Source organism: Hydrogenophaga sp. RAC07 (assembly GCF_001713375.1).
Lineage (GTDB): Bacteria > Pseudomonadota > Gammaproteobacteria > Burkholderiales > Burkholderiaceae_C > Hydrogenophaga.
The window spans coordinates 2934241-2960749 of sequence record NZ_CP016449.1 but is presented as its reverse complement, the minus strand read 5'-3'; the positions used below and the strand labels follow the sequence as shown (position 1 = coordinate 2960749).

The window sequence follows — 26509 nt, the reverse complement described above, 5'->3', positions numbered from 1 at the left end:
GTCAGAGTCCGCTCCAGCGCGGTGGGCGCTTTTCATTGAAGGCCTTCACGCCCTCCAGCCTGTCGGCCGAGGACACCAGCACGTTGTAGGCGGCGATGTCGAGCATGTAGCCGCTGTGGAAGTCAATCTCGCCGCCGCGCGAGGCGGCGAGTTTGGCGTAGTGGGTGGCCATCGGTGCGGCCAGCACGATGTCGCGCGCGTCGGCGACTGCGGCGGCCAGCGCCGTACCCGGCTCGGCCAGGTCGGTGACCATGCCCCATTCGGCGGCTTCTTCGGCCGAGAAGCGGCGCGCGGTGAACAGCAGCTTCTTGGCGCGCCGCGCACCGATGGCGCGCACGAGGTTCTGGATACCCCCGCCGCCGGGCATGATGCCGCGCCGCAGCTCGGGCAGCGAAAATACCGCAGCGCGCGAAGCGACGATGTAGTCACACATCAACGCCAGTTCGCAGCCGCCGCCATGTGCGTGGCCTTCGACGGCGGCGATCACCGGTTGCGGGAAATCCTTGACCGCCAGCAACACCTCTTCGGCGAGCTGGTGTTGGCGCCGCCATTGACCGTCGGTCATGCCGTCGCGCTGCTTGAGGTCGCCGCCGGCCGAGAAAGCTCGTTCACCGGCGCCGGTGATGATCAGCACACGCAGGCCGTCGTCGAAGGCCAGTTCGTGCAGGGCGTTGCGCAGGTCGACGAACATCTGCGTGTTCATCGCGTTCATCACCTCGGGGCGGTTGAGCACCAGGCAGCGGATGCCGTCCTCCGGTGCGGTGCCCGGCGCGGGGTGGATCAGCAGGGTTTCGTGGTGCATCTGGGCCATCAGTAAGAGCGGGGCATACCCAACAGATGCTCGGCCACCTGCGCCAGCACCAGGTTGTTGGAGATCGGCGCGGTGCGGAACAGCCGGCTCTCTTTCCATTTGCGCTCGATGTCGTACTCGCAGGCCACGCCATAGCCGCCGAAGGTGGTCATGGCCGCCTCGGCTGCCTCCCAGGCGGCTTCGCTGGCCAGGTACTTGACCATGGTCGCCTCGCGCCCGCAGGGCAGGCCGGCGTCGAACAGCGTCGCGGCTTTGTTGCGCATCAGTTCGGCGGCCTCGATGTTCATGTGGGCGCGCGCGATCGGAAACTGCACGCCCTGGTTGGCGCCGATCGGGCGGTCGAAGACGACACGCTCGCTGCCGTAGCGCGCGGCCTTGCCGACGAACCAGTGGCCGTCGCCGATGGCCTCGCTGGCCACCAGCAGCCGCTCGGAATGCAGCGAATCCAGCAGGTAGTAAAAGCCCTTGCCTTCCTCGCCGATGCGGTCGTCGTCGCTCAGTTCGAGGTTGTCGATGAAGACCTGGAAGGTGTGGTGATTGATCATCGTGCGGATCGGCGTGGCCTTGAGCGACGCGCCCGCCTTCTTGATGTCGATCAGGAACAGGCTCAGGCCATCGGTCTTCTTCTTCACCGCGTCGATCGGCGTGGTGCGCGCGATCAGCAGATACATGTGCGAGTGGCTGTAGCGCGAGGTCCAGATCTTCTGGCCATTGACGACGTAGCCGCCCGGCACCTTGCGCGCGAAGGTCTTGATCGCCAGCGTGTTGGAGCCCGCGTCGGGCTCGGTCACGCCGAAGGCCTGCAGCCGCAGGCTGCCGTCAGCGATGCGCGGCAGCGTGCGGCGCTTCTGTGCCTCGGAGCCGTGGCGCATGATTGACGCCATCGTGTACATCTGCGCATGGCAGTGCACCGCGCTGCCGCCGTTCTGGTTGATCTCCTGCAGGATCAGGCAGGCGTCGAGCAGCGGCAACCCGGCGCCGCCGTATTCCTCGGGAATCAGCGCAGCCAGCCAGCCGGCCTTGGCCATCGCGTCGACGAAGGCTTCCGGATAGGCGCCGTCCTGCGCGCACTGGCGCCAGTATTCGGGGCCGAAGCCCTTGCACAACTCCTTGACGGCGGCGCGGATCTGGCCCTGGGTCTCGGTGTAGTCGAAGTTCATTGTGATGTCGGCCTTGTCATTCAATCGACGACGCGTTGCTGTCGCAGCGCCGCCAGTTCATCGGCATGCAGGCCCAGTGCCGTCAACACCTCGTCGGTGTTCCCGCCCAGCACTGGCGGCGGCGGGCCGCTGCGCCCGCGACGGCCCTGCGAACTGATGGGCAGGCCCATCGTCTGGTGTTGCGGTGCGCCCGGCAGCGGCAGCGCGCCCAGCATGCCGATCGCTTGCACCTGTTCGTGCGCCAGCATCTGGGCCACGTCGTGCATCTCGCTGCAGGGCGCACCGGCCGCGCGCAGCGCCGCCACGCAGTCGGCGGTGCTGCGCTGCCGGGTGCGCGCTTCCAGCGCGTCGTGCAGCGCCTCGCGGTGGCCGATGCGCGCCGACATGTCGATGAAGCGCGGGTCCTGCGCCAGCTCTGGGCAAGCCAGCGCGCTGCAGATGCGGCCGAACAGCCGGTCGTTGGCCGCGGCGATGAAGACCTTGCCGTCGGCACTGTCGAAGAGCTCGTAGGGCGCCATCATCGCCATGGCCGAACCCATCTTGCGCGGTAGGCGCTGGGTGGCCAGGTAGTTCGCCACCGGCACCGTCATCCACGACAGCCCGGTCTCGAGCAGGCTGGCGTGCACGCGCATGCCTGCGCCCGTGCTGGCGCGGCGCAGCAGCGCGGCCAGGATCGCCAACGTGGCCCACATGCCGGTGCCCATGTCGATCAGCGACACGCCGACGCGCGCCGGCTCGTCGCCTTCGTGGCCGCTGACGCTCATGATGCCGGTGAAGGCCTGCATCAGCGGGTCGTAGCCGGGCAGCGCGCGCATCGGGCCGACCTCGCCGAAGGCGCTGATCGCGCAGTACACGAGGCGCGGATTGGTCGGTCGCAGGTGTTCGTCGCCGAGGCCGCGCGCTTCGGCGCTGCCGGGCTTGAGCGAATGCACCAGCACGTCGGCACCGGCCGCCAGGCGCGCAACCAGCTGCTGGCCGGCCGCGCTGTCGAGGTCGATGCAGACGCTCTTCTTGTTGCGGTTCAGCGCCGCGAAGCCGGTCGAGACGCCGGCCACTTCGGGCGGTTTCCACTGGCGCGCATCGTCGCCGCTGCCGGGGCGTTCGATCTTGATAACCTCGGCGCCGAGGTCGCCGAGGGTCTGGGTGCAAAACGGGCCGGCCACGTTTTGGGTCAGGTCGAGCACGCGGCAGCCGGAGAGAATGGCGTCGAGCATGTTCAATTCGGTGGGCCAAAGGATTACATGCGGAACACGCCGAAGTGCGTGTCGCGCGCCGGCACGCGGCCCGCCAGCTCCAGCAGCAAAGCCATGGTGTCGCGTGTTTCCAGCGGGTCAATCACCATGTCGCACCACAGGTTGGAGGCGTAGTTGTAGGGACTGGAAAAGCTCTCGAACTGCTCGCGTATCGGTTGCTTGAATTGCTCGCGTTCTTCGTCGCTCCAGCTAGTGCCCTCGCGCCGGTGGATGTTCTCGCGCACCAGGCCCAGGGTGGTGGCGGCCTGCTCTGGGCCCATCAGCGCGGCGCGGCCGGTAGGCCACATCATCATCACGTTGGGCTTGAACGGGCGCCCGCACATCGCCAAGTAGGCCGCCGCGTACGAGCCTCCGGTGATCAGCGTGTAGCGCGGCACGTTGGCCGAGGCCATGGCCGTCATGAACTTGGCGCCGTGCTTGGCAATGCCCTGCTGCTCCACGGCTTTGCCGACCATGAAGCCCGACACATCGGCCATGAACAGCAGCGGAATGTCGCGCTGGCAGCACAACTCAATGAAGTGCGCGCCCTTGAGCGCGCTCTCGGAGAAGATCACGCCGTTGTTGGCCAGAATGCCGATCTGAAAGCCCTTGATGCGAGCAAAGCCGCAGATCATGGTGTCGCCGTACAGGGGTTTGAACTCCTGCAGGTCACTGTCGTCGATCAACCGCAGCAGCACTTCGCGGTTGTCGGTCGGATGCCGGTTGTCGGCGCTGACAATGCCGTAGATCTCGCGCGGGTCATGGCGCGGCGGCAGCGGCGGCACCACGTCCCAGCGCTGCTTGGCTGCGGTACCGAGGTTGGCCACGATGCCGCGCACGATGGCGATGGCATGGCCATCGTTCTCGGCCAGGTGGTCAGTGACGCCGCTGATGCGGCTGTGCATCTCGCCGCCGCCCAGGGTTTCAATGTCAACCTCTTCCTTGGTGGCGGCGTACACCAGCTCGGGCCCGGCGAGGAACATCGCACCCTGGTTGCGCACGATCACCGCCTCGTCGCACAGCGCCGGGAGATAGGCGCCGCCGGCGGTAGACGGCCCGTGCACGGTCGCGATCTGGGTGATGCCCTCGGCCGACATGCGGATCTGGTTGTAGAAAATGGAACCGAACTGGCCGTCGTCGGGGAAAATATGCGCCTGCTCCGGCAGGTTGGCGCCGCCCGACTGGACCATGGTGATGCACGGCAGCCGGTGCTGCCAGGCGAACATCTGGGCCCGCACATGCTTTTTAGCGGTGATGCCGTAGTAGGTGCCGCCCTTGACCGTGGCATCGTGGATCATCAGCATGCAGGCGCGCCCGCACACCAGCCCCACGCCGGTGATGATGCTGCCGCCCGGCGGCACGCCCTCGTACAGGCCGTCGCCGGCAAGCTGCCCGAACTCGAGGAAGGGCGAGCCGGGGTCGAGTACGGCAGCCAGGCGCTCGCGCGGCAGCAATTGCTTGCGCTTCTTGTGCAGCAGGCGCGCCTTTTCGGGGCCGCCGATCAGGGCACGTGCGCGGCGTTCATGCAAGTCGTCAATGCGCAGCTCATAGGCTTCGCGGTTGCGCTGAAATTCGGGCGAGTTCGGCGTGGCGGTGGATGTCATCAAGCTCATTTAGGCAGCCCTTCCAGTGACTCGGTATGGGTCGGTCATCAGGCAATCAGGCCACCGCACGCAGCGTCGCAAAGCGCTGCAGGTGGTGGTCGGTGCTGCCCAACAGGTTGCAAAAGAGCGTCAGGCGGCGAAAGTAATGGCCGATGTCCAGCTCCTCGGTCATGCCCACGCCGCCGTGCAACTGCACCGCTTGCTGTGCCACGAAGCGGGCGCGCTCACCAATGGCGGCCTTGGCGGCCGAGACGGCGCGCGAACGGGTGGCCGCGTCGGGGTGCTCGGCATGCAGGGCCGCCATCAGCACCAGGGAGCGGCTGGCCTCGACCGCGGCGAACATATCGACCAGCCGGTGCTGGATGACCTGGAAGCTGGCAATCGGCACGTCAAATTGTTTGCGCGTGCTGACGTATTCGCCAGTTTTGCGCAACAGCGCGCCCATGGCACCCAGGGCGTCGGCGCAGGCGGCAACAATGCCAAGATCAACCAGGTGCTCGAGCAGTCCCAGGCTTTCGCCTTCCATGCCCAGCAATGCGTCCGGGCCCAGCACGACAGCATCAAGCTGCAGATCACCAGCCCGACTGCCGTCGTAGACCTTGTAGCCCGCCACCTGCACCCCCGGCGTGTGGGCCTCGACCAGAAACAAGCTGATTCCCCGGCGTTCACTGACGGTCCCCGAGGTTCTGGCGGCCACAACAAAGCCGTCGGCCCAGGGCGCGCCCAGCACACCGCTCTTGCGGCCCGACAGCACCCAGCGGCCGCCCTTGGCCATGGCGCTGGTGTGAACATGGGCGAGGTCGTGGCGCGCATCGGCCTCGGTGTGCGCTAGGCTGACAATGCGCTGGCCCGAGACCAGCCCGGGCAGCCAGGTCGCGCGCTGCGCCGCGGTGCCCGCGCGTGCCACCGCCTGCGCGCCGAGCACGGCGCTGACGAGGTAGGGTTCGACCACCAGCGCGGCGCCCAGGGCCTCGGCGACCTGGATCGTCTCGAGCATGCCGCCGCCAAAACCGCCATCGGCCTCGGGCAGTCCGAGCCCAAGCCAGCCGAATTCCCCGAATCGCTGCCAGTGCTCGTGGCTCATGCCGGACGCCGACGCGACGATCTGGTTGCGCGCATCGAAGCGGTATTCGGCGCGCAGAAATTTCTGTGCCGCGTCGCGCAGCATCTTTTGTTCTTCGGAGAGATCAAAGTTCATGACGATCCTTACCGCGTGCCGCCGGCCAGCAGCATCTTGGCCAATACATTCTTTTGCACCTCGTCGCTGCCGCCGTAAATCGTGGCGGCGCGCGAAAAACAGTAGTGCGGCATCGCATGGGCATGGCGTCCGCTTCCAAACTCGCCGCCGTCATGCCAGGGCCAGGCTTGCTCGGCGGCGATCTCGACGCCCAGCTCGGCCAAGGTCTGTTGCACCGCCGTGCCCATGGTCTTGAGCAGCGAGGATTCCGGCCCCGGCGCCTTGCCCGAGGCGGTGGCGGCCAGCACGCGAAAGTTGGTGTGTTCGAGCGCCATCAGTTCGATCTCGGCGCGCGCCAGCTTGAGCCGCATCGCCGCGTCCTCCATCAGCGGTTGGCCACCCGAGCGGCGCTCACCTGCCGCGGCATACAAGTTGGCTAAATGCGCCTTGCAGTCGGCCACGCCGGCGATGCTGGTGCGCTCGTGCGTGAGCAGGTACTTGGCAATGTCCCAACCCTGGCCTTCGCGACCGACCAGGTTTTTTCTGGGCACCCGAACGTCGGTGAGAAACACCTGGTTCAGGTGGTGTTCGCCGTCGATCGAGACAATGGGTTTGACATCGATGCCGGAGCGGTCCATCTCGATCAGCAGGAAGGAGATGCCTTCCTGCTTCTTGCCGGTGTTGGCGGTACGCACCAGGCAGAACATGTGCGTGGCCCAATGCGCATAAGTGGTCCAGATCTTGGAGCCGTTGATGATGTAATCGCTGCCATCGGCCACGGCCGTGGTCTTCAGGCTGGCCAAGTCGGAGCCTGCACCCGGCTCGGAATAGCCTTGGCACCACCAGTCCTCGCAGCGACGGATGCGCGGCAGGTACTGCGCCTTTTGCTCTGGCGTGCCGAAGGCAATCAGCACCGGCCCGAGCATGATGACGCCCATCGACAGCCCCACCGGCGCACTGGCCGCCGCGCGCTCAAGGTCGAAAATATAGCGCTGCGTCGGCGTCCAGCCCGGCCCCCCATGCTCCTTGGGCCAGCCGGTGACCAGCCAGCCCTGGCCATCGAGTCGGCGCTGCCATTGAACGATGTCGTTCTTCTGCAGCATTTCCCCGGTGACGGTCTTGCGCTTGAGATCGGACGGTGTGTGGGCTTTGAACCAAGTGCGAACCTCTTGCTGGAACGCCATGTCTTCCGGGCTGAAATCGATGTCCATCGTGGGCCTTTCTGCGTTCGGCTTGCGCTTTAGATCGAGATGCCGCCGCCGCAGATCAGCGTCTGGCCGCTTACGTAGTTCGACTCGGGAATACACAGCAGGTAGACCGATCCGGCCGCTTCCTCGGGCGTGCCGCCGCGACCCAGCGGAATGGTGCGCTCCATCATTTCCAGCAGATCAGGGTTGACGCCGACCTTGATCTTTTGGCCCTGGATGTCAATGGATGCGTCGCCGCTGGCCGAAGCTTCGGTCAGCCGCGTTTTGATCATGCCAAAAGCGACGGCGTTGACGTTCACCTTGTAACGCCCCCACTCCTTGGAGAGCGCCTTGGTCAGGCCAATGATGCCGGCCTTGCCCGCTGAGTAGTTAGCCTGGCCGGCGTTGCCGCCGGTGCCGGCGATAGACGAGATGTTGACCACCTTGCGGAACACCTCCTGCCCGGCTTCGGCTTCCTTGCGCGAGGCGACGCGAATGAACTCTGCGGCAGCGCGCAAAATTTTGAACGGCGCGGTCAGATGCACGTCGATGATCGCGTTCCATTGCTCGTCCGTCATCTTCTGAACCACGTTGTCCCAGGTGTAGCCGGCGTTGTTGATGATGATGTCCAGGCCGCCGAAGCTGTCAATCGCGGTCTTGACGAAGCGATCAGCAAAATCGCCGGCAGTGACGCTGCCCACGCAGGCCACGGCCATGCCGCCTGCCTTCTTGATGTCGGCCACGGTCTGCTCTGCTGGAGCTGCGTCGAGGTCGTTGACCACGATCTTGGCGCCTTCGATGGCCAACTTCATGGCGATCGCACGGCCGATGCCGCGGCCCGAACCTGAAACGATGGCCACTTTGCCTTCGAGTTTTTTCATGATGTGTGTCCTTGTTTTTGATGAAAAGGAAATGAAAGGGAAAAGAATAAGGAGCCGGGCTGCCAAACGGCGGTCTCAGCCTCTCAGTTCAGGGCAACCAGCGCCTCGCCGGACAGCGTGATTTCGCCTGTCGCTTTCGTAGCGCTGATTTGAACGCGCACGCAGGGTCGGCCTGCATGCTCAATCTGTTCAAGCACCTTGCCGGTGCAGCGCACGCGGTCGCCGAGATGGGTCAGGGCCGCGAAGCGCACGCCATAGCTGAGGATCTGGCGCTGCGGCACCCATTCGGTGAGCGCGCGCCCGAGGTAGGCCATCGACAGCATGCCGTGCGCGAACACATCCTTCATCCCCGCACCGTGGGCGAAGTCGATGTCGATGTGGATCGGGTTGTGGTCGCCCGACGCACCGGCGAACAGTGCCAGGGTGGTGCGGCTGATCGGCGGCAATTCCAGCACGGGCATGTCGGCACCGACATCCATGATTTTTACTTGAGCGTTCATGAATATTCCTTCAGGCGTGGCGCACGACGATCACTGAGTGCATGTCGGAGACATGCTCGCCAAGTTGATTGGTGACCTTCGTGTCGTTGACGACAAACTCGAGCGCGCCGCCCTTCTTGTCGTAGATGTCGGCGACCCGGGTCTGAAAACGCAGCGTGTCGCCAGCGCACACCGGGGCGTGGTAGTCGAAGCGCTGCTCACCGTGCAAGACCTCCCGCAGATCGATCTTGAGCGTGTCGAGCAACGTCATCAACACCCCCGAATCGCTCTCGGCGCCAAAGATGAAAGTCGGTGTCGCCACGACGTCGCGGTAGCCAGCGGCCTTGGCGGCAGTCGTGTCGAAGTAGATCGGGTCGGTGGCACCGATCACCTGGGCGAAAAAGCGGATGCGCCCCTTCTCCACATCCCATAGCGTGGGCGGCACCTCGTAACCGATGAATTGTTTGTCAATCATGGGACTTCAGTTCCTGGTTTGCTGCGTCTGAGCTCAGCCGGCCTGGTAAAGCGTGACGACGCAAGCGCCGCCCAGCCCGAGGTTGTGCTGCAAGGCCACACGCGCACCCTTGACCTGGCGTTTGTCCGCCGTGCCGCGGAGTTGATGGGTCAGCTCGAAACATTGCGCCAGGCCGGTCGCGCCCAGCGGATGACCTTTCGACAACAGGCCACCCGACGGGTTGGTCACCACCTTGCCGCCATAGGTGTTGTCGCCGTCCAGCACGAATTTCTCGGCGCCGCCCTCCGGGCACAGGCCCAACGCCTCGTAGGTGATCAGTTCGTTCTGCGCGAAGCAGTCGTGCAGCTCAACCACGCTCACGTCCTGCGGGCCGATGCCGGCCTGCTTGTAGACCTTTTGCGCCGCATCGCGCGCCATGTCGAAGCCGACCACGCGCATCATGTCGTGCGACTCGAAGGTGCTGGGGAAATCGGTCGTCATTGCCTGGGCGGTAATCGACACGCGGGTGTCGAGCCCATGCTTTTTGGCGAAGGCTTCGGAGCAAATCACCGCAGCAGCGGCGCCGCAGGTCGGCGGGCAAGCCATCAGGCGGGTCATCACGCCCTCCCACAGCATCGGTGCGTTCATCACGTCATCGACCGAGACCTCCTTGCGAAACAGCGCCAGCGGGTTGTTGGCGGCATGGCGGCTGGCCTTGGCGCGAATGCTGGCAAAGGTCGACAGTTGGGTGCCGTACTTGTCCATGTGCGCCTTGCCGGCGCCGCCGAAGTAACGAAGGGCCAGCGGAATTTCCGGGTGCCCGACGAGCTCGGCGGTGGCCCGGTCAAACTCCTCGAACGGCGTTGGCCTGTCCTCGAACTGGGCCTTGATGGCACCGGCGGCCATCTGCTCGAAGCCCAGGGCCAGCACGCACTCGGCGGCACCGCTTTGAATTGCCTGGCGCGCCAGGAACAGCGCCGACGAGCCGGTGGAGCAATTGTTGTTGACGTTGACGATGGGGATGCCACTCATGCCCACCGGGTAGAGCGCCCGCTGGCCGCAGGTGGAATCGCCATACACATAGCCCACATAGGCTTGCTGGATCATGGGGTATTCGACGCGCGCATCGGCCATGGCCTGGCGCACCGCCTTTTCTCCCATCACGTGATAGGGCTCGCTGGCGCCCGGTTTGGTGAACGGGATCATGCCCACACCGGCAACAATAACTTTCTGGTTCATCGCACTGACACCTTGGGTTGAAATGTTTCGATCGAAACGTTTTGGACTCGGACACTGGGAGGCCGACGGCCTCAGCCGCCCTTGTCCGCGTTGGCATACTCGGTTTTGAGGTCCTTCTTGAGGATCTTGTTGGCCGCACTGATTGGCAGCGAGCTGCGGAAGTGAATCCGCTTCGGCGCCTCGAAGCCGGGCAGGCGGCCACGACAGAACTCGAAGATGACCGTATGTTTTTCTCCGGTTGCCTTCACCGCGCGGCGCAAGTTGTCGCCCACGTTCTGGCGGCGCAGCAGGTTCATCCCGAGTTCGTGGGTCAAGGCTGTTTCCTTAGGTCGAAGCGTCGTTTGTCACTGATGAAGGGTCGCGCCGCGAGCGGCGTGATCCGATAGGTGTCACGGGTGAATGCGGCACGGGTGACCACCTGCTTGAGCAACAGGTCGGCCCCCGCCAATGAATCCGCACCGATTCCGCCTCCCATGGCCGAAGTCTCCAGATCTCTGGCATTTCAGGTGAGCGCCTGCAACGAATCCTACCTAACGCTTGACAGTTTGGCAATCCCTCATTAAATTCGCGCAAACCCAAAGAGACCTCGTCCCCGCAGCTTGGGCGCGCGTCGTGACACCTTGACCCGCAGCCCACGCATTGATAGGCATCCTTTATGTCCACGCCTCGCAGTTTTGCCCTCTCCGCCGACGACCGTGCCGTGCTCGAAGCCGCCGACAAGTTCGCGCGCAAGGAATTCGTGCCACTCGCGCGCCGCATGGACGACGAGGAGTGGTGGCCGTCGGATATCTTCCAGAAAATTGGCAAAGCTGGCTTCATGGGGGCCACCGTGCCTGCCGAGCATGGCGGCGCGGGTATGGACCTGTTCAGCTCGGGCCTGATCTGCCAAGCCTTTGCACGCTGGAACCCCGCCATCGCCTTGTCCTGGGCGGCGCACGACAACCTGTGCGTCAACAACATCTTCCGCAACGCCAACGAGGCGCAGCGCCGCCAATACCTGCCCGATCTGTGCAACGGCACAAAAATAGGCGCTCTCGGCCTGACCGAACCCGGCGCCGGCTCCGATGCGCTGGGCGCCATGCGCACCAGCGCGCGCCGCGAGGGCGATCACTACATCCTCAACGGCACCAAGATCTACATCACCAACGGCCCGGTGGCGGATGTGCTGTTGGTTTACGCCAAGACCGCGCCGGAGTTAGGTGCCAAGGGCATTTCAGCCTTCATCGTCGAGAATAATTTCCCCGGCTTCAAGGTGGCTCAAAAACTCATCAAGATGGGTTTTCGCGGCAGCCAGACCGGCGAACTGGTGTTCGATAACTGCCGCGTGCCGGCAGCCAACCTGGTGGGCAAGGAAAACGAAGGCGTCAAAATCGTCATGAGCGGGCTCGATCTGGAGCGCGCGCTGGTGGCTGGCTTATGCGTGGGCATCTGCGAACGTGCACTCGAATTGAGCGTCGAATACGCCAGGACGCGCGTGCAGTTCGGCAAGCCCATCGGCAGCTTCCAGATGGTGCAGGCCATGCTGGCCGAGATGTACACCGAGATTGAAGCCATGAAAACCCTGGTCTGGCGCACCCTGGCCGAGGTCAATGATCTGGAGGTGGGCGGCGGAGGCCGCGGCGATGTGCACAAGCTCACCGCAGCGTCCATCCTCTACGCCGGCGAAGCCTGCAACCGGGTGCTCAACAAGGCCGTACAAGTGCATGGCGGTAGCGGCTACATCTGGGAGTCCGAGATCAACCGGCTGTTCCGTTGCATCAAGATCCTCGAAATCGGTGCAGGCACATCCGAGGTGCGCAAGATGATCATCGCCGAAGAGCTGCTGCGCGGTTGATTCCCCAAACCCGCATGGCAAGCGCAGCTGACCACCACACAAACAAGCAGGCCTTGAAGATGCAACCCTCGTTGACCATCCGCTTTGAGCAACGTGGCGCCGTGGCGTGGATCACGCTGAACCGGCCCGATGCGATGAATGCTCTGTCGGAGTCAATGTGCGCCGAATTGCGCAATGCGACCGAGCGTTGCGAGCGTGACCCGGCCATCCGCGTCATCGTGCTGACCGGTGCGGGCCGAGCCTTCTGCGCAGGCGCCGACCTCAAAGGTGTGTTCGAGAGCAGCGCTGGCGACCCCGGCCCAAGCGACCCGATGGGCGAGTTTCTCGATCTTGTCGGCGGCATGATGGATCGGCTGCGCGTTTGCCCCAAACCCACCATCGCCGCGCTGAACGGCCTGACGATGGCCGGCGGGCTGGAATTGGCCATGGCCTGCGACCTCATCGTCGCCGCCGAAAGTGCCCGCATCGGCGATGCGCATGCCAACTTCGGCGTGTTTCCGGGCGCGGGCGGCGCGGCGATCCTGCCACGGCGCATCGGCGCCACCGCCGCCAAATACCTGCTGTTCACCGGCGACACCATGCCCGCGCGCGAACTGGTTCCGCTTGGCCTGGTGAACCGTGTGGTGCCGGATGCCGAGCTGGCGTCCGAGGTCGAAAAAATCGCCTTGCGTATCGCCAGCAAGAGCCCGTTGGTGCTGCGCCGCATGAAACAGGCCGTGGCCGATGGGCTGGAGCAGCCACAGGCTTCGGCACTGCGGCTTGAGCGCCTGGTGCTCGACGCGCACCGCCATTCGCACGACATACAAGAGGGCCTCGCGGCTTTCGTCGGCAAGCGCACACCCGATTTCAAGGGCTACTGATTTCACACCGCTTCTTCTGAATGGACGCATTACCATGACCAACCCGCAAGCCGCCGTTTACATAGTCGGCGTCGGCATGACGCCGACCGGCAAGTTTCTTGACCGCGATATCAAGCAACTGACCGCCGCTGCCGTGAACGCCGCGCTGGCCGATGCCGGACTGTCCATCAGCGACATCCAGTCGGCATACTTTTCCAACGCAACACAGGGCGCACTCGAAGGCCAGACCATGATCCGTGGCCAGGTTGTGTTGCGTTCGATGGGCTTCGAGTCCATCCCGATCTTCAACATTGAGAACGCCTGCGCCAGTGCCAGCTCGGCTTTCAACCTGGCGGTGCAGTACGTGCGCTCGGGGGCAGGCGAGATCGCGCTGGCCATTGGTGCCGAGAAAATGTTCTGCGCCGACAAAGCCAAAATGTTCAGCGTCTTCGACGGTGCCTGGGACGTGGCCACGGTCGAGGAGAATAAACGCAGGCTGCTTCAAATGGGGCACGGTATTGAGCCGCCGGAAGGGTCCATGTCCAAGGCGCCCTACAGCCTGTTCATGGACATTTACGCCGCCTTTGGTCGCTTTCACATGCGCGAGTTCGGCACCACGCAGCGACAAATTGCCGCCGTGTCGGCCAAGAATCATGGCCATTCGGTGCACAACCCGCTGGCGCAATACCGCAATGCATACACCATTGACGAGGTACTGGCCGCGCCCCCCATCACCTACCCGTTGACGCTGCCGATGTGCGCACCCATCAGCGACGGCGCTGCCGCGGTCGTCGTGTGTTCCGAGGCAGCATTGGCGCGCATGGCAAAGCGTGAGCGCGCCATCAAGGTGCTGGCATCGGTCATTGCCACTGGCAGCACCCGCCGCTCTGAAGACCTGGATCAACACATCACCGTCAAGGCTGCCAAACAAGCCTACGAACTCGCAGCCGTTGGCCCGCAAGACATTTCGCTGGCCGAGGTCCACGATGCCACCGCCATCGGCGAAATCGTGCAGAGTGAAAACCTTGGCTTCTGTGCGTTCGGCGAAGGCGGGCCACTCGCCGAGCGCGGCGACACCACGATTGGCGGCCGCATCCCGATCAACACCTCGGGTGGTCTGGAGTCCAAGGGGCACCCGATCGGCGCCACCGGGCTGGGTCAGTTGCATGAACTGGTCGTGCAGTTGCGCGGCGAAGCGGGGGCTCGCCAGGTGCAAGGGGCCCGCCTTGCCATCGCAGAAAACGGTGGGGGCCTGTTCGGAATTGAAGAAGCCGTGGCCGCCATCACCATCCTCGGTCGCTGAAGGACAAAAATGATTCTGCATGACAAGGTGGCCATCATCACAGGTGGTGCTTCAGGCTTGGGGCGCGCGGTGGTTGATGCGCTCGCCGCAGGCGGCGCACGGGTGTCATTGTTCGACCGCGACAGCGAGCGTGGTGTACAGGCAGCCACCGAACTGGGTTCTGCCGCCATGTTCGAGCAGGTAGATGTCACCAGTGAGTCACAGGTGCAGGCGGGCATCGACGCAACCCTGGCCCGTTTTGGCGCCATTCACATTTGCATCAACTGCGCTGGCGTGCCCGACGCAGCCAAGACCGTGGCCGATGGAAAACCCTTTCCCCTGGCACTGTGGGACAAGGTGATTGCCGTCAACCTGACCGGCACTTTCAACGTGCTGCGCCTGGCAGCCGTGGCGATGGCGCGCAATGAGCCTGAGGGTGATGAGCGCGGCGTCATCATTAACCTGTCGTCCGGTGCCGCACAGGACGGCCAGATGGGACAGGCGGCCTACGCCGCCAGCAAGGCCGGGGTGATCGGCCTCACGCTGCCGGTGGCACGGGACCTGGCCGGTCTGGGCATCCGCTGCGTAGCGGTTGCGCCGGGCTTGTTCGAAACGCCAATGGTCGCGGGCCTGCCAAAGAAGGTCGCACAGGCCATCGTTGACCGCATGATTCTGTTCCCGCGCCGCATGGGTCAAGCCAGCGAGCTGGCCCACCTGGTGCGTTCCATCGTCGAGAACCCCTATATCAACGCGACCTGTTTGCACATTGATGCCGGTGCACGCATGAGCACTCGCTGAACGAGACCGACAACACACCGAGACCAGCACCATGAATTTCCTCCCCACCGAAGAACAGCGCATGGCCGTGGAAGGCTTCACTCGCTTCCTGGAGACCGAACTGCGTCCGATTGTCGAACGCTACCAGCCCGACAAGCTAATTGAAAAAGAGGTGATGCTGGAGATCTTCCAGAAGATGCTGCCCTACGGCATGGGCGGCAACGGCATCATTGCCGAGGAACATGGTGGTCTGGGCATGCCCTGGCTCACCTATGCACTGATGTATGAGCAACTCGCGCGCATCTCCGGCGACGTGGCAATCTCGCTGTTGATTCAGCAGCTCGGCGCCTATTCGCTGGAGGTCTGCACGAACGTGGCCATGCGTGAGAAATATTTGCCACGCATGGTACGCGCCGAAATCATTGCCTGCAGCGGCATCAGCGAGCCCGGGGTCGGCTCCAACGTAGCTGAAGTCACCTGCCGTGCCCAGCGCGATGGCGACCACTACATTGTCACCGGGGAGAAAACCTGGATATCCAACGGCCACTACTCCGACTTTTGCATGGTCATCGTGCGTACCTCACAAGAAGGTTCTGGCGCCATCTCGATGATCTTGGTGGACCGCGCCGAACACGGCTACGAAAGCCGCAACATCGACAAGCTCGGGCTCAACAGCACCTCGACCGCTCAGCTGTTCTTCGATGGCGCGCGCGTGCCGGCCGCCAACATGATGATAGCCCCCGGCACCGGCCTGAAGAACACCATGGTGCTGTTCGAGAAAGCGCGTCCTATGGTCGGTCTTACCTCGGTGGGCATCGCACAGGCGGCGCTCGACAAGGCGGTGGCCTATTCGAAGGAACGCCGCCAGCATGGCAAGCCCATCGGCGGCCATCAATTGATCCAGGGCATGCTTGCCGAAGCCGCGACCGAACTCGACGCCGCGCGTCTGCTGGTCTACCGCGCCTTCAACCTGATCGACCACGGCGTGCGCAGCGAGGTGCAAAGCGCCATGGCCAAATGGTACGCGACCGAGATGGCGGTCAATGTCACGTCGAAAGCAGTGCAGATTCACGGCGGCAACGGCATTACCAAAGACTTCGGCGTTGAATTGTTGTTCAGAAACGCACGCATGATGCCGATTCCCGACGGCACCACCGAAATCCAGAAACTCATCATTGGCCGCGCCTTGACCGGCATCAACGCCTTCTCCTAACCCATGACCTCTAACTCCTCGATTAGCCCATCCAGCGAGGCTTCGGTGCTGCAGGCGCGGGACATCACCTTGCGCTTTGGCGGTGTCACCGCGCTGGCCGAGGTCGCCATCGATGTGCGTGACAACGAGCTGCTGGCCATCATTGGGCCCAACGGCGCGGGCAAGAGCTCTTTGATGAACGTGCTCAGCGGCTTCTACCTGCCGCAACAAGGCAGCGTTCACTACCGTGGTCAAGACATCAAAGGCCGCGCGGTGCACCAGATCGCGCGCGAAGGCGTGGTGCGCACTTTTCAGGGCACCCATTTGTTCTCCAACATGAGCGTGATCGACAACATCCTGGTCGGCCGCTACAGCAAGATGCGATCAAATCTGGCGCAGGCATTTCTCTACTTTCCCTGGACCCAGCGTGAAGAAACGCTGCACCGGGAGGCAGTCGAGGAAATCATCGACTTCCTTGAAATTGAGAATATCCGCCACCAGCCGGTAGGCGCGCTCGGCTACGGTCTTCGCAAGCGCGTTGACCTGGGCCGTGCGTTGGCGATGGAACCCAAGGTTCTGTTAATGGATGAACCCATGGCCGGCATGAACACCGAAGAAAAAGAAGATCTGGCCCGTTTCATCATAGACGTGCGCGAGGCCAAGCGCATCCCGGTTGTGCTAGTGGAGCACGACATGGGGGTGGTCATGGATCTGGCAGACCGCGTGGCGGTGCTCGACTTTGGCCGCAAGATCGCCGACGGCACACCTGCACAAGTGCAGGCCGACCCGGCCGTGATCCAGGCCTACTTGGGAGCAGCGGCATGAGTGCGACCGACCCCGCCCCAGAAGTCGTCATGACCCTGCCGCAGAAGTTGTTCGCCCACGCCCGGGAACATCCACAGTTGCTGGCGCAGCGCGTCAAGCGCAAAGGTATGTGGCGCTGCCATACATGGGCCGACGTGTTTGATCGAACGCGCAGCATTGCGCTTGGCGCGGCGGCGCAGGGCCTGCAGCGTGGCGAAACCGCGATTGTGATCGGCGAGAACGAACCAGAGCACTACTGGGCGCTGTTTGCGGCCCAGTCACTGGGCGTCAAAATCGTATCGGTCTACCCTGACGCCACCGTCGACGAGTTGCACTACCTGTGCGAGGATTCAAAGGCCCGCTTCATCTTCGCGCAGGATCAGGAGCAGGTTGACAAGGCGCTTGCGCTGCTGGAGCGGCTGCCCGACATCCGGGGCATCGCCTACTGGGACAACTCGGGCATGTGGTCGTACCGGCATACGCTGCTGCAATCCTTTGATGACCTGACCGCTGAAGGTCGGCGCCAGCACGAGAGGCACCCGCAGCGCTTCGAACGTGAAGTTAACGCCGGCCAAGCGGACGATTTGGCACTACTGACCTACACCTCCGGCACCACCAGCAAGCCCAAGGGCGTGATGATCAGCCACCGCTGGCTGATGGACAACGCGGTTCGGATGAGCAGCGCGTTGCCGCTGGAAGCCGGCATGGAATATTTGTCTTACACGCCGCTGGCCTGGATCACCGAGCAGTTGCTGGGCGTGACCCTCGGGCTGATCACGCCGCTGGTGGTCAACTTCCCGGAAGGCCCCGACCAGGTCTTGCCCAACGTGCGCGAACTTGCGCCGCACATCGTGCTGTTTGGCCCGCGCCAATGGGAGAACATCGCCGCCACCATCGAGGCGCGCATGCTCGCCGCGAGTTGGATGGCACGCGGCATCTACCGCTGGGGCATCCGCATCGGCCATGACGTGCATGTGGCGCGACTCGAAGGGCGCGCGGCACCGTGGCTGTCGCGCCTGCTGCTGCCTGTGGCCGAGGCGCTGGCCCTGCGCCCGGTGCGCGATCAGTTCGGCTTTATTCGCAGCGATGTCGCGGTTTCAGGCGGCACCGCCATGGCACCCGACGTGTTTCGCTTATTTCACGCCATGGGCGTCCACTTGCGCAATATTTATGGCTGCTCGGAGTTTGGTCTGATTGCTGGCCACCGCGGCGAGCGCTACGACCTCGAAACCGTGGGCCCGCTACTGGATGTGGACCCTGCCTTCGGCGCGCCGCTGGAATCGCGCATTGAGGACAATGGCGAACTGTTGCTGCGCGGAGGTACCGGCTTTCTCGGCTACTGGGGCAAGCCCGAGAAAACCGCCACCATCCAGCGCGACGGCTGGTACGTCAGCGGTGACGCAGTGCGCAAGACCGAGCGCGGAGAACTTGTCTACCTCGACCGGGTGGAACACTTGGTCAATCTCGCCAGCGGTCACCCGTATCCCCCGCAGTTCATCGAGACCCGCTTGCGCTTTTCGCCCTTTATCAAGGACGTGATGGTGCTGGGCGACGCCACCCGGCCCTGGGTTGGCGCGCTGATCAACATCGACATGGCTGTGACCAGCCGCTGGGCCGAGGAGCGGCGCATCGCATTCTCCACCTTCACCGACCTATCGCAGCGGCCCGAGGTGCGGCAACTGGTGCAGGGCGAAATCCGCCGCATCAACAAACTGCTGCCCGAAGGCTCGCGGGTGGTGCGTTTTGCCAATTTTCCGAAGGAGCTTGATCCCGACGAAGGCGAACTGACGCGCACGCGCAAGCTGCGTCGAGAGTTTCTCGAGGTGCGCTACGGGGCGCTGATTGACGGACTGTATGCAGGTCCCGCCGACATTGCCTGCGAAATAGCCGTGACCTACCAGGACGGCCGCCAGGGCGTGTTGCGCGCAACCGTGGTGGCCACCGACATCGACCAGACACACACACCATGATCATCGAATTCATCAACTACACCATCAACGGCGCGCTGCTTGGCCTGCTGTATTCGCTGGTGGCCATGGGCTTTGTCGTCATCTACCGCGCCAGCAAGGTCTTCAATATGGCAATTGGCGAGATGATCGTGCTGGGCGCCTTTCTGCTGTGGTGGGCCATCCAGTCGCGCGGCATGCATCCGGTGCTGGGCATCGCTGTTGCACTGTGCATTTCGGTGCTGATCGGGCTAGTGATTGAACGCCTGCTGTTCAGGCGCCTGATTGGCGAGTCGGTGTTCTCTATGATCATGGTCACCATCGGGCTACTGATCCTGATGCGTGGACTGGTGCTGGCGATCTGGGGTCCGCAGGAGCGTCAGTTCCCCGCCATCTTTCCCCTCACGCCAATCATCTTGGGCGAGATGATCATCCCGCGCTCGCTCGCCATTGGTGGCCTCATCGCGGTGCTGGCGGCCGTGGCGCTGCACTGGTTCTTCAACCGCAGTCGCAGCGGGCTGGCGATGTCGGCGGTGGCCGAAGACCACCAGATCGCTCTGGCCATGGGCATTAGCGTGCGCCGCTCCATCGCCTTCGCTTGGGCGCTTGGAGGCGTTCTGTCGGTCATCACTTCGATGGTCTACCTGAGCGGCAAGTCGCTGACCTTCCTGTCCTCTGAAATCGGCTTCGCCGCCCTGCCGGTGGCCCTGCTGGCCGGGCTCGAGTCCATCGGCGGTCTGCTGCTGGCGGGCATTATCGTCGGGGTCGTGCAGGGACTGACCGCCGCCTACATCGACCCGCTGATCGGCGGCAATGCCGCCGCCGTCGTCCCCTATATCTTCATGCTGGTGGTGCTGGTGGTTCGTCCGACCGGCATGTTCGGCTGGAAACGCATTGAAAGAGTCTGACCCATGGATCCCTCCGGCATTTTTTCCACCAGTTATGCGCGCGACCGCGCGCTGATCCGTACGCGCGCCCAATGGGTCACCCTGGGACTGTTCATCGCAATTCTCCTGTTCCTCCCCTGGTTCGCCTCGGCGCGTCTGGTAGCCGTAGCCAACCTGATGCTGGTCACGTCCATCGTGGTGGTCGGGCTGCAGATCACCACCGGCTACGCCGGGCAAATCAACCTGGGCCAGGCCGCCTTCATGGGCGTCGGCGCCTACGCCGCCAGCGTGGTCGAGGTCAAGGCCGGGCTGCCGTTCTGGGTGGCGGTGCCGGTGGCGGGCCTGGTAGCGGCGCTGGCCGGCTGGTTGTTTGGCATGACGGCGGCGCGCATCAAGGGCTTTTACCTCGCGCTGACCACCATCGCGGCCCAGTTCATCTTTCACTTCATTGTGCTGAATCTGCCTTCAGCCTGGCTCGGCGGCGTGAATGGCTTCAGCCTGGAGCCGGCGCGGATGGGCACATTTTTGTTCAACACCGACCGCTCGCTGTACTACCTGTTTCTTGTCGTCACCATGGTGATGGTCATCGGCGCTTTCGGTATCCTGCGCAGCCGCCACGGGCGCGCCTTTGTCGCCGTGCGCGACGACGATGTGGCCGCCGGCATGATGGGCGTCGACGTGGCCGGCGCCAAGTCGCGCGCCTTCGTGCTCGGCGCTTTTTACGCTGGCATCGGTGGTGCCCTGTGGGCCTACCAGGTGCGCTTCGTCTCGGTCGATCAGTTCACGCTGTTCAACTCGATCTGGTTCATTGCCATGATGATCGTCGGCGGGCTCGGCTCGATCGTCGGGGCACTGATAGGCACCGTGCTCATCCGTGGTGTGCAGGAAACCATCACCAGCCTCGGGCCCGACCTGGTCGAGCGCATCCCCAGCCTGAGCAGCGACCTGATCTTCGCCAGCATGAATGTGTTTCTCGGCCTCATCATCACGCTGTTCCTGCTGCTTGAACCGAAAGGCCTGATGCACCGCTGGAACATCCTGAAAACCAACTACCGGCTCTGGCCGTTTCACCACTGAGCCCGCCCGGCACAGCGAGTCGCAATCCCCCGCCCCTTTTCCTCACCACCACCACAATTGGAGACAAGCATGCAACGCAATACCTTTCTCAAACTCACGGCCGCCCTGGCCTCTGGTCTGCTGCTGAATGCGCCCGCCCATGCGCAATCGACGACGATCAACGTGGCCGCCTTTGCCGACTTCGCCGGCCCCTACGCCAACGTCATGTCCCAGATGCAGGGCGGGCGACTCGCAGTGATCGAGTGGTGGAACAAGGAAGTCGGCAGCAAACTCAACGTGCAGATCGTCGTCAAAACCTTCGACACCCGCTACGACGTGGCGCAAACCGCCAGCCTGTGGCCCGGCATCAAGGCCGAAGTCAAACCCGCGATCCTGCTCGGCCTCGGTGGCCCGGATGCCGCCGCGTTGCAGCAGCGCTTGCCGGAAGACAAGATTCCCATGGTCATGGCCACCGCCACCTACGGCTTCGGCTGGAAACCCAACCAATGGGCCCTGAACCTGCGCCCCACCTACGCCCACGAGGCGGGCGGATTCCTGGAATGGTTCCGCACCACCAAACTCGATGGCAAGCGCCCTGTCAAGGTGGCGATCATCACCTCCGAAGCCACCCCCGCTTATGCCGACATGGCCAAGGGCCTGCAAAGCTACACCAAGGCCAACCCGGACAAAGCCACCTTCGTCGAGGCGATCTGGACCGAAGTGCAACCGGCCGACCTGACCCTGGCGGTGCGTCGCCTGGTCAATGCTGGCACCGATGTGATCGTGATCCAGACCAACACCGCCCAGGCCGTGGCCACCAAACGTGCGCTGCAGGCGCTGGGCAAAAACGTCCCGATCATGCTCTCGCTGCACAACGGCGTGGTGGGATCATCTAAGGCACTGGGCGACCCGAATGGCTTTGCCGGTGATTTCGAAGTGGGCGCCATCGCCGATGCCAGCGAAGACGACACGACCGCACGCAAGTTCTACAGCATGTTGCAGGAAAAGCATGGCCTGAAATCGGGCTGGAATGCCATGACCATCATGGGCCTGGGCCAAAGCGTCGTGGCAGTGCGCGCGATTGAGGCCACCATCAAGGCCAAGGGTGCCGGCAAAGTCACTGGCGAAGCGGTGCGCGAGACCTTGATGAACAGCCAGTTCACCAGCAACGACCTGATGGGCATACTGCCAGGCGTGGACTTCAGCAACGACACCCCCTTTCCCACCGGCACCGCCAAGGTCAACATCGCGACCATGAAGGACGGCAAGGTCGTTCGGGCTGCAGCCGATGTGAACGTGCCAGTGGTGCCTAAATGGTGAATTCAGCCATTGCTGCAGCACCGGATCAACGGACCACGCCCCATGCGGCTGCCGATCCGGCGGTGCTGACTCTATCCAACGTTGAGGTGTTGTATGCCGAGGTGATCCTGGCGCTCAAGGGCGTGTCGATGAAGGTCCCCGAAGGCGGGTGCGTGGCGCTGCTGGGCGCCAACGGCGCAGGTAAGAGCACCACCCTGAAAGCCATCTCCGGCGTCATTGACTCGGAAGATGGCCGCGTCTCGGGCGGGTCGATCACCTTCGACGGCCGACCGATTCAGGGGCACGATCCGGCGACCGTGGTGCGCGGTGGTCTGGTTCATGTGATGGAAGGGCGGCGCGTGCTGCAGCACATGACGGTCGAGCAAAACCTCATCATCGGCGGCCACATGTTTCCATCGGCGCAGGCGATGCGCCAGGCGATGGACAGCGTGTACGAAGCGATTCCGCGCCTGGCCGAACTGCGAAAACGCACGGCCGGCTATCTGTCGGGCGGCGAGCAGCAGATGCTGGTGATCGGGCGCGCAATCATGGCCGAGCCCAAACTCATGCTGATCGACGAGCCGTCACTCGGGCTGGCGCCGCGCATGGTCGAGGAAGTCTTCAGCGTGCTGCGCCACCTGCGTGAGCAGGGGCTGTCGCTGCTCATCGTCGAGCAAAACACACGCGTCGCCCTGGAGATCGCCGACTATGGTTATGTCATGGAGAGCGGTCGCATCGTGCTGGAGGGGCAGGCCCAGGAACTCCGCGACAACGAGGATGTGCGCGAGTTTTATCTCGGCCTGGACCGCGAGGGGGTGCGCAAGAGCTTTCGCGAGGTAAAGCACTACAAGCGACGCAAGCGCTGGTTGGGGTAGCAGTCGGTTGGCTGGTGGTTTTAGTTCGGTTTGAGGAGCAACAACAAATGAGTGGTCCCTTGCAAGGTTTGAAAGTGATCGAGTTCGGCGGCATTGGCCCCGGACCGTTCTGCGCAATGTTGCTGTCCGACATGGGCGCCGACGTGATCCGCCTGGATCGCAAGGCCGACAAGGGAAAAGACCGCGGAGATGGCACCTTCCTTGCCAGTGGGCGGCGCAGCGTGTTGCACCGCGGTCGCCGTTCGGTGGCGGTCGACCTGAAGTCGCCCGCAGACGTGCAGCGGGTGCTGGCACTTGTCGACGGGGCCGACGCGATCATTGAAGGTTTTCGCCCGGGCGTGATGGAGCGGCTGGGTTTGGGCCCAGACGTGCTGCTGGCACGCCACCCACGACTCGTCTACGGGCGCATGACCGGCTGGGGCCAGGACGGCCCGCTCGCGCAGGCCGCCGGTCATGACATCAACTACATCGCGCTGTCGGGCGCGCTCAGCATGATTGGCCGCTCGGACGGCGGGCCAGTCGCGCCGCCGGCGATGGTCGGCGACCTGGGCGGCGGCGGCATGATGCTTGCCTTTGGCATCGTTTGCGCTTTGCTTGAAGCGCGCACCTCTGGCCGTGGTCAGGTGGTCGATGCTGCGATCACCGACGGCGCGGCGCTGCTGACCTCCATCGTCTGCGACCTCAAAGCGCTGGGAATGTGGAAGAATGAACGGCAGGCCAATCTGTTGGATGGCGGATCGCATTTCTACGACACCTATGAGTGCGCTGACGGGAAATGGATCTCGATCGCATCACTGGAACCCCAATTCTATGTGTTGCTGCTGGAGAAGCTGGGCATCAACGATCCCGAGTTTCAACGGCAACGCGATCCGGCCGTCTGGCCGACGCTCAAACGCCAGATCGCCGACATCTTCCGCATCCAGCCGAGAGCGCACTGGTGTGCGTTGCTGGAAGGGACCGACGTGTGCTTTGCACCGGTGCTGACTCTGGAAGAGGCTGCACATCATCCACACAACAGTGCGCGCGGCACTTTCTTTGAGCGAGACGGCGTGCTCCAACCTTCACCGGCACCGAGGTTCAGCCGGACGGTGACTGATCGCCCAAGCCCCGCGCCGTTCATTGGCGAACACGACGACGAACTCTTGTAGTCGAAGAATGGTGGGGGCTGGGGAAAATGGACCACAGGCATTCGACGCAGTTTCAGCCCGACCAAATCGAACGCATCAACCGCGAGCTGAAAATCCTTCCGCCGCCCGATGATCATTTGCATTGAGCCGCAGTGCTTTGCCGGGCGGTCTCCGCCGAGCACCGATCAGACCGCTTTGACCAGTGACTTGGTGTAGATGCGGTAGGTGCCGATGCCGCGCGACACGATGTCTCCGTCGAGTGCGTCGAGCGTGACCTTCACCGACACATAGGCCACCGTCTTGCCGATGTGGTCAGGCGTTGCCGATGCAAACAGGATTCCTGTGCCGACCGCACGCATGAAATCCACAGTGAGCGTGACCGTTACCGACGACTGGATGAACTGGCCGCTGCCCGGGATCGGCCGGTCGATCAGGGTTCTGCCCCCGACCGCATCGAGCAAGGTCAGGGGCACGCCGCCGTGGAGCACGCCGTGGGGGTTGAGGTGGTCGCGCCGGATCGGCAGCCGGAAATACAGGCCGCGCTCGTTGTGCAGGATGTCGTACCCGACGAGCTGCTGAAAAGGCCCGTGGGAGTACGTTGCCGACGGAAGAGGAGGCTGCGAGGTCACTCTTGATCGACCTTGAAGTAGTCGGGCTTTCCGGCTGGCCAGAACTCGCCCCACAGCAGCATCCCGCCTTCGACGTTGAGCACCTCGCCGGTGATGAACTTGCCCGAGGGTGCGGCGAGGTAGACCACCGCCTCCGCGATGTCCTGCACGTCGCCGGCCCGTTTCATCGGATTGCACGAGTAGAAAGTGGAAACGTTTTCCTCGCGGTAGTTGTTGAAACCGTTGCTCTCGATGGCGCCGGCGCCAATGCAGTTCAGGCGGATGCCGTGCTCTGCCCACTCGATGGCCAGCGTGCGGGACAGCGCAATGACGCCCGCGCGCGAGGCGGTGGTGTGCGCCATGCCCGTGAGGCCGCGGTCGATGGCGGCGGTGATGTTGACGATGTTGCCGGGCCGGCCTTGCTCCACCCAGCGCCTGGCCGCGCCCTGCATCATGTACCAGCTGCCATTGAGGTTGGTGTCGATCACCGCGTTCCAGCCCTTAACGTTGAAGTCCATCGCATGGGCGGCAAACTGGCCGCCAGCGTTGTTGACCAGCACGTCGACGCCGCCCAAACGTTCCCACACGGCACTGAGCATGGCGTCCACCTGCTCGGGGTCGCGGATGGTCATCGGGTAGGTGATTACCTCACGGCCCGACAGCGCGCGCAGTTTTTCGGCGCAGTCCTCGAGTTTGTCGGCCTTGCGCCCGCAGATGGCGAGCGTGGCACCCAGCCGCGCGAACAGGAAGGCAATCGCCTTGCCGATGCCACTGCCGGCGCCCGACACCAGCACCACTTTGCCGGCGAAAAGGTCGTCGCGATAGACCGTCGGGAGTGCGGCCAGGGCCTCGTCGCCCGGGCCGAACTTGGGGTGTTGCGAGTCAGCCGAATTCATGTGTTCACCTTGAAGTAATCGGGTTTGGCGATGGTCCAGACTTCGCCCCAGAGCACGCCGCCGCCATCCACCGTGAGCAGTTCGCCGGTGACGAACTTGCCGCTGGGCGCGCTGAGGTAGACCGCGGCCTCGGCCACGTCCTGCACGTCACCGACATGTTTCATCGGGTTGGCTCCGGCGAAGGCCTTCACCGCCTCGGGGGAGTACTGACGAAAGCCGGTGCTGGCGATCGCTCCAGGCGCTATGCAATTGACGCGGATGCCATGCTGCGCCCACTCCACTGCAACAGTTTTAGACAGGTGAGTCACCGCGGCGCGCGCAGCGCAGGTGTGCGCCACGCCCGGCATGCCCCGCTGGAAGGTGGCGACGATGTTGACGATGTTGCCCCGCGTGCCGGTGCCCTGCCAGCGGCGCGCCATCGCATGCATCATGTACCAGGTTCCGTTCAGGTTGGTGTCGATCACCGCCTTCCAGCCCTTGACGCTGTAGTCCAGCGCCCGCTGCGGGAATTGCCCGCCGGCGTTGTTGACGAGCACGTCGATGCGTCCGAAGTGCAGCCAGGCCACGTCGATCAACTGTTCCACCTGCTCGGGATCACGGATCGTCATGGGGTGCACCAGCACATCAGGGCTGCCGAGCCGGCGCAGCCATTCGGCGCAGCTCTCTAGCTTGGCTGGGTCGCGCCCGCAGATGACCAGCTTGGCGCCCAGGCGCGCGTACAGGAAGGCGATGGCTTTGCCGATGCCGCTGCCGGCGCCGCTGACCATCACCACCTGGCCTTCGAAGAGTCCGCTCTGGTAGACGGTGGGGCGGGTTGCGAGGGCTTCATCGTCGAAGCCGAAGGTGGTGTCTTCTGTCATGTT

The 26509-nt window shown here is 63.8% G+C and carries 26 protein-coding genes; 12 read left to right on the top strand and 14 right to left on the bottom strand.

Annotated features, from left to right (window positions below; all coding sequences use genetic code 11):
• Position 1 precedes the first annotated feature (1 nt).
• The 11 genes from BSY239_RS13795 to BSY239_RS13745 form a co-directional block, all read right to left on the bottom strand.
• On the bottom strand, positions 2-802 hold the full coding sequence (locus BSY239_RS13795) for an enoyl-CoA hydratase/isomerase family protein (RefSeq protein ID WP_236944071.1): 801 nt from the start codon (positions 800-802) through the stop codon (positions 2-4).
• 8 nt (positions 803-810) lie between these two features.
• Positions 811-1971 (bottom strand): acyl-CoA dehydrogenase family protein, encoded by a 1161-nt coding sequence (locus BSY239_RS13790; RefSeq protein ID WP_069048989.1) that lies wholly within the window; start codon positions 1969-1971, stop codon positions 811-813.
• Between the two features lie 20 nt (positions 1972-1991).
• Complete coding sequence (locus BSY239_RS13785) at positions 1992-3185, bottom strand: CaiB/BaiF CoA transferase family protein (RefSeq protein ID WP_069047311.1); 1194 nt, start codon at positions 3183-3185, stop codon at positions 1992-1994.
• A 23-nt stretch (positions 3186-3208) separates the two neighbouring features.
• Positions 3209-4816: an acyl-CoA carboxylase subunit beta gene (locus tag BSY239_RS13780; protein ID WP_069047310.1), complete on the bottom strand. Its 1608-nt coding sequence runs from the start codon at positions 4814-4816 to the stop codon at positions 3209-3211.
• 46 nt (positions 4817-4862) lie between these two features.
• Positions 4863-6005: an acyl-CoA dehydrogenase family protein gene (locus tag BSY239_RS13775; RefSeq protein ID WP_069047309.1), complete on the bottom strand. Its 1143-nt coding sequence runs from the start codon at positions 6003-6005 to the stop codon at positions 4863-4865.
• Between the two features lie 8 nt (positions 6006-6013).
• A complete protein-coding gene (locus BSY239_RS13770) occupies positions 6014-7195 on the bottom strand; it encodes an acyl-CoA dehydrogenase family protein (RefSeq protein WP_069047308.1) in 1182 nt (393 codons plus the stop codon).
• A 29-nt stretch (positions 7196-7224) separates the two neighbouring features.
• Positions 7225-8052, bottom strand: coding sequence for an SDR family NAD(P)-dependent oxidoreductase (locus BSY239_RS13765; protein ID WP_056278339.1), 828 nt, complete (start codon positions 8050-8052; stop codon positions 7225-7227).
• Positions 8053-8135: 83 nt separating this feature from the next.
• A complete protein-coding gene (locus tag BSY239_RS13760) occupies positions 8136-8552 on the bottom strand; it encodes a MaoC family dehydratase (RefSeq protein WP_056278336.1) in 417 nt (138 codons plus the stop codon).
• Positions 8553-8562: 10 nt separating this feature from the next.
• Positions 8563-9006, bottom strand: a complete 444-nt coding sequence (locus BSY239_RS13755; RefSeq protein WP_069047307.1) for a MaoC family dehydratase N-terminal domain-containing protein — start codon at positions 9004-9006, stop codon at positions 8563-8565.
• A gap of 33 nt (positions 9007-9039) precedes the next feature.
• Positions 9040-10224, bottom strand: coding sequence for a lipid-transfer protein (locus tag BSY239_RS13750; protein WP_069047306.1), 1185 nt, complete (start codon positions 10222-10224; stop codon positions 9040-9042).
• A gap of 71 nt (positions 10225-10295) precedes the next feature.
• Complete coding sequence (locus BSY239_RS13745) at positions 10296-10538, bottom strand: hypothetical protein (RefSeq protein WP_156775483.1); 243 nt, start codon at positions 10536-10538, stop codon at positions 10296-10298.
• A gap of 341 nt (positions 10539-10879) precedes the next feature.
• Here BSY239_RS13745 and BSY239_RS13740 point away from each other — a divergent pair, with 341 nt between their 5' ends.
• The 12 genes from BSY239_RS13740 to BSY239_RS13685 all read left to right on the top strand — a co-directional run bounded on the left by BSY239_RS13740 (position 10880) and on the right by BSY239_RS13685 (position 24163).
• Entirely contained in the window at positions 10880-12058 is a 1179-nt protein-coding gene (locus BSY239_RS13740) for an acyl-CoA dehydrogenase family protein (RefSeq protein ID WP_069047305.1), read from the top strand.
• A 59-nt stretch (positions 12059-12117) separates the two neighbouring features.
• Entirely contained in the window at positions 12118-12918 is an 801-nt protein-coding gene (locus BSY239_RS13735; protein WP_069048988.1) for an enoyl-CoA hydratase/isomerase family protein, read from the top strand.
• A 34-nt stretch (positions 12919-12952) separates the two neighbouring features.
• Positions 12953-14200: a thiolase family protein gene (locus BSY239_RS13730; RefSeq protein ID WP_069047304.1), complete on the top strand. Its 1248-nt coding sequence runs from the start codon at positions 12953-12955 to the stop codon at positions 14198-14200.
• Positions 14201-14209: 9 nt separating this feature from the next.
• Complete coding sequence (locus BSY239_RS13725) at positions 14210-14977, top strand: SDR family NAD(P)-dependent oxidoreductase (RefSeq protein ID WP_069047303.1); 768 nt, start codon at positions 14210-14212, stop codon at positions 14975-14977.
• A 31-nt stretch (positions 14978-15008) separates the two neighbouring features.
• A complete protein-coding gene (locus tag BSY239_RS13720) occupies positions 15009-16169 on the top strand; it encodes an acyl-CoA dehydrogenase family protein (protein ID WP_056278316.1) in 1161 nt (386 codons plus the stop codon).
• A gap of 3 nt (positions 16170-16172) precedes the next feature.
• Positions 16173-16973 (top strand): ABC transporter ATP-binding protein, encoded by an 801-nt coding sequence (locus tag BSY239_RS13715; protein ID WP_056278313.1) that lies wholly within the window; start codon positions 16173-16175, stop codon positions 16971-16973.
• Positions 16970-18922, top strand: coding sequence for an AMP-dependent synthetase/ligase (locus BSY239_RS13710; protein ID WP_236944070.1), 1953 nt, complete (start codon positions 16970-16972; stop codon positions 18920-18922). Before BSY239_RS13715 ends, BSY239_RS13710 begins: the two co-directional genes overlap by 4 nt.
• Positions 18919-19806, top strand: a complete 888-nt coding sequence (locus tag BSY239_RS13705) for a branched-chain amino acid ABC transporter permease (RefSeq protein ID WP_172823112.1) — start codon at positions 18919-18921, stop codon at positions 19804-19806. Before BSY239_RS13710 ends, BSY239_RS13705 begins: the two co-directional genes overlap by 4 nt.
• A 3-nt stretch (positions 19807-19809) precedes the next feature.
• Positions 19810-20862: a branched-chain amino acid ABC transporter permease gene (locus tag BSY239_RS13700; RefSeq protein WP_056278306.1), complete on the top strand. Its 1053-nt coding sequence runs from the start codon at positions 19810-19812 to the stop codon at positions 20860-20862.
• 69 nt (positions 20863-20931) lie between these two features.
• A complete protein-coding gene (locus BSY239_RS13695) occupies positions 20932-22161 on the top strand; it encodes an ABC transporter substrate-binding protein (protein WP_056278303.1) in 1230 nt (409 codons plus the stop codon).
• Positions 22155-23015 (top strand): ABC transporter ATP-binding protein, encoded by an 861-nt coding sequence (locus BSY239_RS13690; RefSeq protein WP_086124714.1) that lies wholly within the window; start codon positions 22155-22157, stop codon positions 23013-23015. The genes BSY239_RS13695 and BSY239_RS13690 overlap by 7 nt, the downstream gene beginning before the upstream one ends.
• A gap of 47 nt (positions 23016-23062) precedes the next feature.
• Positions 23063-24163, top strand: a complete 1101-nt coding sequence (locus BSY239_RS13685; RefSeq protein ID WP_056278300.1) for a CaiB/BaiF CoA transferase family protein — start codon at positions 23063-23065, stop codon at positions 24161-24163.
• A 164-nt stretch (positions 24164-24327) separates the two neighbouring features.
• Here the strand turns inward: BSY239_RS13685 and BSY239_RS13680 are convergent, their stop codons facing one another.
• From BSY239_RS13680 to BSY239_RS13670, 3 genes are read right to left on the bottom strand one after another with little or no spacing between them, the layout of a single operon-like run.
• Positions 24328-24771, bottom strand: a complete 444-nt coding sequence (locus tag BSY239_RS13680; protein ID WP_069047301.1) for a PaaI family thioesterase — start codon at positions 24769-24771, stop codon at positions 24328-24330.
• Complete coding sequence (locus tag BSY239_RS13675; RefSeq protein WP_056278294.1) at positions 24768-25646, bottom strand: SDR family oxidoreductase; 879 nt, start codon at positions 25644-25646, stop codon at positions 24768-24770. The genes BSY239_RS13680 and BSY239_RS13675 overlap by 4 nt, the downstream gene beginning before the upstream one ends.
• Positions 25643-26506, bottom strand: a complete 864-nt coding sequence (locus tag BSY239_RS13670) for an SDR family oxidoreductase (RefSeq protein ID WP_008905438.1) — start codon at positions 26504-26506, stop codon at positions 25643-25645. The genes BSY239_RS13675 and BSY239_RS13670 overlap by 4 nt, the downstream gene beginning before the upstream one ends.
• Positions 26507-26509: the final 3 nt, after the last annotated feature.